Raw genomic sequence first — 12,976 nt, 5'->3', positions numbered from 1 at the left:
TATTATATGAAACCCATAATCTCCAAAAACCTAACCCCCCTCCCCCCCCTTCCCTACAAGGGAATGGGGGTTTTAAAGCCTCTCCCCTGGTAGGGGAGAGGTTTGGAGAGGGGTCTGTTTACACATTAAAAACTTTTAAAACATCCTCTAATGTTCAAATGTTGGATTTTCCATTATTTCTGATGTTCAAATGTTGGGTTTCCTTACGTCAACCCAACCTACGAAATGAGATTATTTACCAATCATGGCAACAATAATAGATAGAGGAACATGAGAAAAATAATCTCTTTGAAATTGTTCTTCTCTGACTGCGGCTAAAAATTGACTAATAGCATAATCAGCAGGTTTTTGATAATATTTAAAATCCCAACTTATTTGTAAGTGATGATTTTGACGTTGGACGATAAAGCCTAAATATTTTAAAGCTTGAAATCCTAAATATAGGCTTTGGTCACTGATACCCAATTTCTCTAAAATCTGCACACGGGTAACTAGCTGGTTTGTGCGACCAAGATATTTAGCAATACCTACCAGAGTTACTAAAACATCTCTAGGAGTCTGATTTTGGGGTTTTCTCCAAGCAATCACTAATTGTTTTTGTTGATTTAGCGATTGTTTCCACCATAACCGGAGATTATCCCAATTAGTAGGACAATCTTTCATAATTAATAATGATTTTTCTGATTTTAATTCTCCTAAATCTTCCTGATTTCTCCAATCTAAAATCATTGCCGAATTCTGAGTTTTCAGTTCAGTTTCCGTATGGGAACGTACTGCAACTAATCTAATTTCATAGCGTTTTTTAAAGCTATTAAAATCAATTTCGGCAATACAATCACATTTACCTATAGGCAATTCTTCCTTATAATGTCCCCACCAAATTCCTGGAAAGGGATTATTAGTAGAATCATCTCGAAGATTAAAATCAGTTTTAATATATTGGATTTTATTTCCTTTTAAATCTTGTTCATTTCTATGCCAAGAATTTTCAAACCAACAATTTTTAATTAGTAGCTTGGGAATAGGATTTCCCATACCACAGGGTTCTAAAAGTTTCAATTCTAAAAATAAATCTTTACCCAAATCTGCAACCGTCACCACCAAATCAGCTTGGACTGTGGGAGTAAGATTAATTCCTCCTAAAGATTGGCGTAATTTTTGGTTAATTGCGGCTGTAAATAAGGGGATATTTTCTACTAATAAACTCAAACCCGCTGCAAAAGGATGTCCACCAAAACGATGTAATAAATGGGCTTGTTCTTGAACTAATTGATATAAATCAACAGAATTAATTGAACGTGCCGAACCTCGCGCAAAGGATGGGCTAGAATCTGCCCCATTTTCTTTTCCTTCTGTACTTAATAAAATTGTCGGTCGTCCCGTTTCCTGGGCAATTTGACCAGCAACCAAACCCAAAACACCACCTGCCCATTGAGGATCTTCTAAAACAATGACGCTGGTAGTGGATAAGTCTAATTGATTGAGTTTTTTCGTAACTTGGACTTGGACATCTTTTTGTAAAGACTTACGACGGGAATTAGCTAATTCTGTTTCTTCTGCAAGTTGTTGACAACGCTGCATATCTCTACTCGTCAATAATTCTACACAAAAACTAGCGTCACCATGAATGCGACTAACCGCATTAATTCGCGGTCCCAAACCAAAAGAAATATCTGTAGGGCGATCGCCACTTTTCTGGCATAATTCTAATAACTTACCCACACCTGGCCTTCTTCTGGCTGTTGGTAGTTTTTGATAATCCGTGTGTAATTGTTGAATTCCCAATTGTGCCAAATACCGACAATCACCACTTAATTGGACCAAATCGGCAATTAATCCCACTGCAACTAAATCTAGTAAATCAGTTAAAGGATGTGCAGGAATATCTGGCAAACTTATATATAAAGCTTCCACCAATTTATAAGCAACAGCCACACCAGAAAGATGATATAAAGGATGTTCCTTAGCTAAATAACGAGGATTGATAATTGCGACTACGGGAGGACGTTCTGAGGGTAATGTATGATGGTCAGTCACAATCACATCTATCCCTAAACTTTGGGCATAAATGATTTCGGCAATATTTGTACTGCCCGTGTCACAAGTAACAATTAACTGACAACCTTGTGCAGCTAAAATATCAATTCCTGGTTTATTTAAACCATGAGATTCAGTTAAACGATTGGGAATATAATAACTTAATTGACGATGTTGCTGAAAAAATTCACCCAAACCATCCCATAATACCGCAGTCGAAGTAATTCCATCTGCATCAAAATCTCCCCAAATAACAATTTTTGCTCCCGTTTTCCCCGCAGTGATTAACCTTTCTACAGCCAAATTCATTTCCTGTCCAAATTCAAAAGAACTGGCAGGTTGATAACTTTGATAATTAATAAAAGCCGCTAACTTTTCCTGATCTTGAATTCCCCGTTGCCAAAATAATTGAGCCGCAAAATCACCACCTGTTGGGTAACTTTTCACTAATTCAATAAACCAATTAGGGGGTTTTTCCGTTCCTGTTAAAATCCATTCCATTTTAGATCACATTCTCTTGTATTTCTCTCCGTGCCTGGAGCGTCTCTGCGTGAGACCAGGAATTTATTCATTAGACATCTCCGGTAATTAAATGTGCGTGGTTTGAAACCCTTGTAGAGACGTTCTATAGAACGTCTCTACATTCATTTTCGGAGATGTCTATTAGACATCTGGTGAAAATTAAATATGCGTGACTTACAACCCTTGTAGAGACGTTCCATGGAACGTCTCTACATTCTTTTCTGAAGATGTCTATTAGGAATTGCTTCTGTTTTGCCAGAACCCATGGTAGTTCGGGTACGTTTATAACCATGCTTAAACTGCTGTGATATTTGTGCAATATAGATTTTAGCAGTTTTTGACCCCGATTTTCTGTTTCTTTATGAGAAATCCGGGCTGGGAGAAGCATTAGAAGACTTCGTGGACATTACCGACTTAGAGCAATGACTAACACCCACACAGACCTGATCTAAGCTACTTTTTTGAAATTTTAATTTCCCTCTGCGGGACTAGCTTATAATTACCAAGGGGCTGATGATGCTCCTGTACTCGTAAGTCTAAGGGGGATAGATGACAATTAAACGGTTGCTGTTAATTGGGCTAACTTTGTTAGCAATAATGTTGTCGGGCTTATCTTTATTGAATAGCTGGCAAAAACCTCAGTTCCAGAGTCGTCTAGAATTGTACCAGACTAATATCGTCTTACAAGCCCAAGCATGGAAACCAGAAGATAGCAGCGACAAAAGTATTCAAACACTTCAAGAATCTATTCTCGGTGCAAATCCTTTAGAAAGCGCGATAAAGCAATATCAGGAAGCAAGTGAATCTATTCAAACTAGTTTAGAGACAACTAATAAAAAATTAGCAGCACTACAATCTTCAGCAGTTACTCCTGTTTCCGCAGAGGAAAAAAGTTTACAGAAATCTAGCCAACAACAAGGAAAATTGTTAGCGGAAGTAGATTTGCGGTTGGGAATTTTGCAAGCACAGCAACAGGAAGCAGATAAGGCTATTAAAACTTGGAATCAATTACAGCAACATTCAGATATCAACCCCAAATATCAAGAAACTGCTCAAGTATTAAGCGGAATATGGAGTAAACCTCCCCGTCTATTACCCAAAGCTGAACAAATAATTCAACAAAATTTAAATAGTTGGTTTCGTTTTACGGCTTTAGATCAATTATATCAACTTCAACAACGTCAAGAAGCTTTATTATCTCTGAAAATTGCCCAACAAGCAGCAGCAACCCAAGCATTGTTAAAATTAGCGATAATTGCTACTATCCCCACCTTAACAGCTTTTATAGGGCTAATCCTGCTGATTTTCTTATTGTTTCAACGCTTGCTTAAAGGTCAAGCATCCCTATTAGCGACAAATGGCAATTTGGTTTGGTCAACTCCTTGGAATTGGGAAATAATTATTCAGGTTTTTATCCTGGGATTTTTCTTGATGGGGCAATTATTTATACCAGAATTATTATCTATTTTGCCTATTCCTCGTGGTACAGGAAATGCCAGAATTGAGGCTTTTATGGTTTTAGTTAGTTATATGTTTGTGGCTTTTGGTTGCTTTTCAGTTCTATATTTTTCCATTAGGCGTTTTTTCCCCCTTCCTGAGAACTGGTTTCGCTTCAATTTCTTCAGTAATTGGTTTTTGTGGGGACTCGGTGGCTATTGTACAGCTTTACCGATTGTGGTGATAGTATCACTGATTAATCAAAAATTGTGGCAAGGACAAGGTGGCAGTAATCCACTTTTACAAATGGCACTAGAAAGCCGGGATAATACCGCATTGGGGATATTTTTCTTTACCGCAGCCATAGCTGCACCGTTTTTTGAGGAATTCCTATTTCGCGGCTTTTTATTACCATCTCTGACTCGTTATACGTCGGTTTGGGGGGCAATTTTGATCAGTAGCTTGTTATTCGCGGCTGCTCACCTAAGTTTATCAGAAATACTGCCGCTGACAGCATTAGGAATCGTCTTAGGAATAGTTTACACGCGATCGCGCAATTTACTTTCTTCTATGCTTCTCCACAGTCTTTGGAATAGTGGCACATTAATTAGTTTGTTTCTTTTAGGTAGTAATAATTAAGTCAGTTGTCAGTAGGGGCGAAGCATTTGGAAGATAAATTATCGGTTATTGCCAAAAATAGTTCTCCAAATGCTTCGCCCGTACAGTTGTCAGTGAACAGGTCAAGATAATTCATGAGGTTGTTGGTAACTGTTTTTATTCTCACTGCTAACTACTTAATTACTTCTCAAACAAAATCCTCCGGATTTCATAACAATAAATATGTAGAAAAATCTATAGTGTCGGATATTTACTAACTTTGAGGTTAATTACTACCTGAAAATTAGCGAAGATACTGCACAATATTTTTCTGCCAAATTTGTGATGTTTTATCAGAAAATTTGATATTTTTACGATTACTTTTCAGAAAAAATTATCCACATTTAAATCTTACCAATCACCAATTACCAATTACCAATTACCAATTACCAATCACCAATCACCAATCACCAATCACCAATCACCAATCACCAATTACCAATTACCAATTACCAATTACCAATCATCAAGGAGTATAACTAAATATGAGTAATCTCAACCCATCATACACTACTAAACAACTGTTGGCTGGTTATGCTGGAATTATTTTTGGTGGATTTGGGCTGCATAAATTTATTCTTGGTTACACATCAGAAGGTTTTATTATGTTAGCAATTTCTGTAATTGGTGGCTCTTTTACCTACGGATTTACATTGATAGTTATGCAAATCGTTGGTTTGATTGAAGCCATGATTTATTTCAATAAACCCCATGAAGAATTTGTTAATACTTATTTTGTGAATAAGCAAGGTTGGTTTTAGAAAGTTTATTAATTAATTGAAATTGATATGCAAATTATCAAACACAACCGAACTCACTTACTCATTTTACTAATGATGAGTATGGGATATTTCAGTATCGTATCAGATTGGGAAATTAATTATTTCTGCAAAAGCCTGATTTTGATGTTACCAGTACAATTAACGGCTGTAATTTACACAGCTAAAAGCAAACTATGATTTTTGTGATTTAAATGATTTTTAGGATTTTGGTGAAAGTGGCAGATTTCGCTTAACCTCAAAAATAACATCTGAACTATGATTTTTGTGATTTTGAGGATTTTGAGGATTTTGGGGAGTTGGGGAAACTTAATATTGTTCACTTAGTCAAAGTGGCGGATTTGGCTTAACCTCAAAGTAGAGACGCTAGTTATTAAGCGCTAAACTAACAAGAACGAACCTAAAAACTGGCCATGCAACTGATCCCCAAATCTGAAATAGTTATAGAATCTGCCCCTCCCACAAAAATACTTAACTCAGAGAAAATTATTTTAGACGTTGGAGGGATGAAGTGTGCTGGATGTGTTAATGCGGTAGAAAAACAGCTTATTCAGCATCCAGGAGTTAAAAGCGTTTGTGTTAATCTCGCAACAGAAGTCGCAGTCGTAGAGGCGGAAATTGGTAAGGTAGATGCAGAGGCATTAGTTCAGGGATTAACGGCTACAGGATTTCCTAGCCAATTACGGACGGCTAAAGGTGCTGGTGATAAATCTGCAATCCCTAACCCAGAAGTAAGACAAGGCCAAGAAATGCAGGGGATAGTTAGACAGTTAGGAATTGCTAGTTTACTACTGTTACTATCGGGAATTGGTCATTTTGGTAATATTGGATCTGTTATTTTTCCCTTTTTAAATGACATTTGGTTTCATTGTGGACTGGCTACTATCGCTATTATTATTCCTGGTAGACCAATTTTAGTGGAAGGTTGGCTAGGTTGGCGACGGGGTGCGCCGAATATGAATACTCTCATTGGTTTGGGAACGTTAACAGCCTATACTGCAAGTTTGGTGGCGTTATTGTTTCCCCAAATGGGTTGGGAATGCTTTTTTGATGAACCGGTGATGATGTTGGGTTTTATTCTTTTGGGGAGAACTTTAGAAAAACAGGCTAGAGTCCGTGCTGCTAAAGCGTTTCGCCAATTGTTGGCTTTAGCCCCCCAAACAGCCCGGTTAATTATTAATCCAGAATCGGAAAAATTGATTGCTGGGGCTAATATTATGGAAATTCCGGCGGAACAGGTGCGTGTGGGTGAATGGTTGCAGGTGTTACCAGGGGATAAAATTCCGGTAGATGGTGAAGTGCGCTTTGGACAAACTACCATAGATGAATCCATGCTGACAGGGGAATCTGTACCCGTGATCAAGCAAGCAGGAGATACTGTGACTGGAGGCACTTTAAATCAGTCAGGAGCGATCGCTATTCAAGCTACTCGCACTGGTGATGATACAATTCTAGCCCAAATTGTGGCTTTGGTAGAAGCTGCCCAAACTCGCAAAGCCCCAGTTCAAAAATTAGCAGATACGGTGGCTGGATATTTTACCTATGGTGTCTTAACAGCGGCTGGTTTAACCTTCCTATTTTGGTATTTGTTGGGAACTCACCTTTGGCCAGATGTGACGATGACTGGTGGCATGATCATGGCTCACAATATGGGACATAATCCCCAGCATTTAATCCCCCATACCCAATATTCTGCCCTGTTAATTAGTTTAAAATTAGCGATCGCTGTCATGGTAGTTGCTTGTCCCTGTGCTTTAGGATTAGCTACCCCTACAGCCATCTTGGTGGGAACAGGTATGGGTGCAGAACGGGGATTATTAATCAAAGGTGGCGACGTTTTAGAAAAAGTCCATAAACTAGACACGGTAGTTTTTGATAAAACCGGAACTCTCACCACAGGTAAACCCACCGTAACTGATTGTCTAGTTATTGCCGAATCAACTTTACCATTATCTCTCATTCAACTAGCCGCAGCCGTAGAAAGCGGTACTTATCATCCCCTCGCTACAGCCATTCAGCAAGAAGCCAAACGCCAAGATTTAGCTATTCCCCATGCTGTAGAATTCCATACTGAACCAGGTATGGGCGTATCCGCTGTCGTTGAGGGAAAAAAAGTTCTTTTAGGTAACTGGGAATGGTTTAATTACCACCAAATTAATATTCATGAAACCGCAGAAAAACAGGGACAAAAACTAGCTACAGAGGGAAAAACCGTGATTGGTGTAGCTGTAGATGGAACTTTAACCGGATTAATTGCTGTTAGTGATACCCTTAGACCAGATGCAAAAACCGCAGTAGATAAACTCCGACAAATGGGTTTGCGAGTTATGCTCCTGAGTGGTGATAGATTAGAAGCAGCCAATGCGATCGCTAAACAACTAGGAATCGCCAACACCGACATCATGGCAGGTATCCCCCCAGCCCAAAAAGCAGCCACCATTCAATCTCTTCAATGTGGGAAAATCAAAACTTATGTCGCTATGGTAGGAGATGGCATCAATGACGCTCCAGCCTTATCACAGGCAGATGTGGGCATCGCTTTACATTCAGGAACAGATGTCGCTATGGAAACGGCTGAAATTATTTTAATGCGAAATTCCCTGACCGATGTTGTCAAGGCGATTCAGCTAAGTCGGTCCACTTTTAATACCATTCGTCAGAATTTATTTTGGGCTTTTGCCTATAATACAATAGGTATTCCCCTCGCGGCTGGTGTATTATTACCTAGCTGGGGTTTTGTTCTCGGTCCTGCCAGTGCAGCGGCATTAATGGCCTTTAGCTCCGTTAGTGTTGTTACCAACTCAATTTTATTAAGGAGGTTTGCCCCATAGTTAATTATTTAGCCAATTTTTCTGTAATCTCCAAGAATTGCAAGAAAAGATTCCCCGGTAGTGCGGGCATCTTGCCCGCTACATAAGTACCTCATAACACCGGAAAGTGCTGTAAATTAAAATTTGTCCTTTATTTAATTCCCATTCCTCAGTAGGTAATCAACAACCAGCAATATCAATGAAAATAGCAATTAGTGGTGCAACAGGATTTGTGGGTAGTCGGTTGGTAGAAAGACTACACACGGAAGGTCATAGAATTTTGGTATTAACCCGCAATCCTACCTTTGCTCAAAAAGTATTTCCCTCCCCAGCTTTTCCTAACTTAGAAATTATTGCCTATACCCCCAGTGTATCCGGCTCTTGGCAAGATGCCATATCTGGTTGTGACGGCGTAGTTAATTTAGCCGGAGAACCCATTGCTGAGGGACGTTGGACACCAGAACGCAAGCAGGAAATTCTCAACACTCGCAAACTAGGAACACAAAAAATTGTCGAAGCTATAGCTAAAGCTAATCCTCACCCCATTGTCCTAGTCAATACTTCGGCTATTGGTTATTACGGAACCAGTGAAACTGCCAGTTTTGATGAAGATAGTGCTTCTGGTAATGACTTTCTCGCTCAAGTCTGTCAAGAGTGGGAAGCGGAAGCGAGAAAGGTAAAAGATACCAATGTGCGGTTAGTAATTTTACGCTTTGGGATTGTTTTGGGTAATGGTGGCGCTTTAGGAAAAATGATTACCCCCTTTAAACTCTTTGCTGGTGGACCTATTGGCAGTGGTCAGCAGTGGTTTTCGTGGATTCACTTAGATGATATTGTCAGTTTAATTATCCAAGCTTTAACTAAACCAACAATGGAGGGAGTATATAATGCCACTGCTCCTCAACCAGTTCGCATGAATGATTTAAGTACCACAATGGGTAACGTCATGAATCGTCCCTCTTGGTTGCCTGTGCCGGGATTCGCCATAGAAGCTATATTAGGAGACGGGGCTAAGGTGGTTTTGGAAGGACAACAGGTTTTACCCAAACGCACTTTAGAGTCAGGTTTTGAATATCAATATCCGAATTTGCAATCAGCACTAACACAAATTCTTACCTAATTCTTAGTTAATAGATAGTTAAAAAATTCACAAATGCTATACAAACGTTTTGGCCGGACAGAAATACAAATGCCTGTGTTTTCCTGCGGAGGAATGCGATATCAATATAAATGGCAAGATGTCACACCAGAGGAAATTCCCGTAGATAATCAGGAAAATTTAGAGGCTGTAATTCGTCGTTCTGTAGAATTGGGAATTAATCATATTGAAACTGCACGCGGTTATGGAACATCAGAAATGCAGTTGGGAAAAATCCTCCCCCAATTTCCTCGTGAAAAATTAATAGTCCAAACTAAAGTTTCTCCTGTTGCAGACCCTCAAGAATTTCGCCAAACTTTTGAAAAATCTTTGGCTTATCTTCAGTTAGATTATGTTGATTTGTTTAGTTTACATGGCATTAATAATGCAGAAACTTGGAATGATAGTATTTGTGAAGGTGGTTGTTTAGAAGTAGCAAAACAGTTACAATCTGAAGGTAAGATTAAATTTATTGGCTTTTCTACTCATGGTCCCACAGAGATAATTTTGCAAGCAATTAATAGTAATCAATTTGATTATGTGAATTTGCATTGGTACTATATTAATCGCCAGAACTGGGCTGCTATTGAAGCTGCAACTAAATTAGATATGGGTGTATTTATTATTAGCCCTTCTAATAAAGGTGGGTTATTATATCAACCTCCCAAAAAGTTAGTGGATTTGTGTGCGCCTTTGAGTCCAATGGTGTTTAATGATTTATTTTGTTTGAGTCATCCTCAAGTGCATACTTTGAGTATAGGTGCAGCCAAACCAACTGATTTTGATGAGCATTTAAAGACTTTGGAATTATTAGATAATGCGGCAGAAATTCTACCACCAATTATTTCCAGATTGGAATCAGAAGCAATCAATATTTTAGGAGAAGATTGGGTAAAAACCTGGGAAACTAATTTACCAACTTGGGAAGAAACTCCAGGGGAAGTAAATATGCGGGTGATTTTGTGGCTGTTAAATTTGGCTTTGGCTTATGATATGATAGACTATGGCAAAATGCGTTATAATCTGTTAGGACAAGCTGATCATTGGTTTCCTGGTAATCGGGCTGATAGGTTAGATGAATTAGATTTACGAGAATGTCTTGTTAATAGTCCCCAAGCTGAAAAAATTCCCCAAATGTTGGCGAAAGCCCACGATATTTTAGGAAGTGCAGAGATAAAGCGTTTGTCTCAGAGTTGAAAATAGGAATAGGTTGATTATCAGCCATGAGACTTTCAATATATAATTCTACAGCTTCTGTGATATTAGCGATCGCTTCTTCAAAAGTATCTCCTTGAGAATGACAGCCCTTAAGAAGGGGACAAAAAGCATGATAGCCTCCATCTTCTTCCCTTTCGAGAATGACGGTGTAATTATAAACTTGTTTGCCCTGATTATTCATATACTTGTAAGTTACTCACTAATAACTATTTTATTATAAACTGTTTTGATAAATTTTAAAGTCAGATTTTAATAATTATTGACCGCAGATAAACGCAGATAAACGCAGATAAAGACGGATGATTTTATGATTCTGTACCACAAAAAATTGATATTAGAAATTTAAAATATCTAAAGATGCTTCTATTTCTAATTCTATTATTCTAGCTTGTGTATCTTTATATTCTGCTAATTTTCCTGCTTGCCAATATAAATTTGCTGCTTTATGGAAATCCTCAACTGCTCCCTGTTTATCTGCAATTTCTAATAGGGCATTTCCTCGGTTATAATAAGCATTAACATAGTGAAAATTCATTTTAATTACCTGAGTATAATCGGCAATTGCTGCTGCATATTTTCCCAAATCAAAATGAGCATTACCCCGACAATAATAAGCATCAATATCATCAGGATTAATTTGAATTACCTGATTATAATCAGTAATTGCTCCTTCATAATCTCCTAATTCAACCCGATCATGTCCACGATTTTTATAACCAATAGCATCATGAGGATCAATATCAATTATTTGCTTTAATTGCTGTTGTTTATCTAATAAATATCGAGATATTTGTCTATCTTTTTGCGTGGTAGCATAATCAGGATTAAGGTTAATTGCCTGATTATAATCTTCAATTGCTCCTTGAGTATCACCAATATGAGAACGAACATCAGCACGATTTTTATAATTAATCGCAATATGAGGATTAATTCTAATTGCTTGGGTGTAAGCTTCTATGGCTATGTGATAATTACCTATTTGATAATGTACTAAACCTATTTGATTGTAAGCTTGAGGATGATTTATATTAATATTTATTGCTTGACTATAATTAGTAATTGCTGTGTGATATTCACCTAATTGATAATTAACTAAACCGAGTTTATAATAAATATCAGCATCACTATTATTAAACTGTAGAGCTTGATTGTAACTATTAATTGCCGCTGCATATTCCCCTTTTTGGAAATATTCATCACCGAGATTTAAATAAAAAATAGTTAAATCAACAGGTGTAGATTGGGGTTTAATTATTTGACTTTGAGGTAAATCAGATTTATGAGAATTTGCCGAAATTGAAAATTGTTCTAAATAGGAAAATAAACCACCACCATACAATAATTGATTAATTCCAAAGGAAATTTTCCCAGTTTTCAATTTAATCATTTGCGTGGGGAGAAATCCAGCTAAAAAAAGGTGATATGCAGATTGAGCTTCATTGACTTCTTCTTGAATCAAAATACAAACAATTACTGCATTTTTTTCCACTTCTTCTGCACTCACTGACCATCTAACTCTATCAATACTACCGTGACGAGATTTGACTTCAACGCCAATTACAGAATTAGCAGTGAGTGTAAAATCACTTTTACCATCACCACCAAAGCGTTTTTCATAATCTACTTCCGTAATAAAATCCGCTAATCTTTCTTTAACAACTTCCTCGCCTAATTTACCTTTAAGATTATTAATAAAAACGTCACGGACTGGGGAAGTGCGTTTATATTTTTCCGCCATTAACCAGCAAAATTCCCGTAATGCCTTTAATCTCTCACCAGAAATGATAGTTAATTCACTATGTTGACCTTCTATTTCACAATGAAGTAGACAACTAGATGTTAACCTTTTCAGAAAGTCAGATTGTAGCGATCGCAGGAGAGTAATCCAATCCATGTCTAATATTTCTGCGGTCTTTTTATGTAAGGGTAAAGCAAGAGCTTCATTGGTGTCAACTTAACGCAAAACCCCATGCCGAACTCAAGTTCCTTGCTAATATCGAAAGTTCTCTTTTGATGACTAAACACTAGCAAAATTTATTAGTCCGTTTTAACGGACTTGAGCTATGAGACAGGGAATTTATTCCCTGGCGGTTCTTACGTTGACACCAATAAACACTGCTAAACCCTTACAAATCTATAGAAATCCGGTTTGATTCTTCAAAAATACGTAAGGTGTGTTAACGATAACGTAACGCACCAGATCCTTGATCATGGTGCTAAGGATTTTTTCTTTCTTCCTTGATTTGGCGTAAGGTTTGGATAAGTTTTTGATTAGATTCAGTAGATACAGCCGGCGAATTACTACTGGATTTTTCAGAAGTGACAGAATTAGAAGTATTTACTGATGGAGTTTCGGGACGATTTTTAGTATTTTCAGA

General features: G+C 37.7%; 9 protein-coding genes. 6 read left to right on the top strand and 3 right to left on the bottom strand.

The annotated features are described in order from the left end of the window. Nucleotides 1–231: 231 nt before the first annotated feature. Nucleotides 232–2,538, bottom strand: a complete 2,307-nt coding sequence (gene recJ, locus FJR08_RS08000) for a single-stranded-DNA-specific exonuclease RecJ (RefSeq protein ID WP_168632800.1) — start codon at nucleotides 2,536–2,538, stop codon at nucleotides 232–234. A gap of 570 nt (nucleotides 2,539–3,108) precedes the next feature. On the opposite strand from recJ, the gene FJR08_RS07995 reads away from it, so the two are divergent. From FJR08_RS07995 to FJR08_RS07970, 6 genes are all read left to right on the top strand, one after another. Next, complete coding sequence (locus FJR08_RS07995; RefSeq protein ID WP_168632799.1) at nucleotides 3,109–4,635, top strand: type II CAAX endopeptidase family protein; 1,527 nt, start codon at nucleotides 3,109–3,111, stop codon at nucleotides 4,633–4,635. Nucleotides 4,636–4,955: 320 nt separating this feature from the next. Next, complete coding sequence (locus FJR08_RS07990) at nucleotides 4,956–5,132, top strand: alpha/beta hydrolase (protein ID WP_168632791.1); 177 nt, start codon at nucleotides 4,956–4,958, stop codon at nucleotides 5,130–5,132. Between the two features lie 6 nt (nucleotides 5,133–5,138). Continuing rightward, nucleotides 5,139–5,414: a TM2 domain-containing protein gene (locus FJR08_RS07985; protein WP_015080393.1), complete on the top strand. Its 276-nt coding sequence runs from the start codon at nucleotides 5,139–5,141 to the stop codon at nucleotides 5,412–5,414. 431 nt (nucleotides 5,415–5,845) lie between these two features. Then, nucleotides 5,846–8,263 (top strand): cation-translocating P-type ATPase, encoded by a 2,418-nt coding sequence (locus FJR08_RS07980; protein ID WP_168632798.1) that lies wholly within the window; start codon nucleotides 5,846–5,848, stop codon nucleotides 8,261–8,263. Between the two features lie 178 nt (nucleotides 8,264–8,441). Further along, the gene (locus FJR08_RS07975) at nucleotides 8,442–9,362 is read left to right on the top strand and encodes a TIGR01777 family oxidoreductase (protein ID WP_015080396.1); all 921 of its coding nucleotides are present in this window, start codon (nucleotides 8,442–8,444) and stop codon (nucleotides 9,360–9,362) included. 33 nt (nucleotides 9,363–9,395) lie between these two features. Then, the gene (locus FJR08_RS07970; protein ID WP_168632797.1) at nucleotides 9,396–10,577 is read left to right on the top strand and encodes an aldo/keto reductase; all 1,182 of its coding nucleotides are present in this window, start codon (nucleotides 9,396–9,398) and stop codon (nucleotides 10,575–10,577) included. Here the strand turns inward: FJR08_RS07970 and FJR08_RS23535 are convergent. Continuing rightward, nucleotides 10,483–10,779, bottom strand: a complete 297-nt coding sequence (locus FJR08_RS23535; RefSeq protein WP_233467097.1) for a type II toxin-antitoxin system HicB family antitoxin — start codon at nucleotides 10,777–10,779, stop codon at nucleotides 10,483–10,485. The two genes, FJR08_RS07970 and FJR08_RS23535, sit on opposite strands and share 95 nt — an antisense overlap. Before the next feature lie 153 nt (nucleotides 10,780–10,932). After that, a complete protein-coding gene (locus tag FJR08_RS07960) occupies nucleotides 10,933–12,492 on the bottom strand; it encodes a tetratricopeptide repeat protein (RefSeq protein ID WP_015080403.1) in 1,560 nt (519 codons plus the stop codon). Nucleotides 12,493–12,976: the final 484 nt, after the last annotated feature.

Source organism: Dolichospermum sp. UHCC 0260 (assembly GCF_009711985.1).
Lineage (GTDB): Bacteria > Cyanobacteriota > Cyanobacteriia > Cyanobacteriales > Nostocaceae > Dolichospermum > Dolichospermum lemmermannii.
The sequence above is the reverse complement of the archived record's forward strand: the minus strand, read 5'-3'. Positions and strand labels throughout refer to the sequence as shown.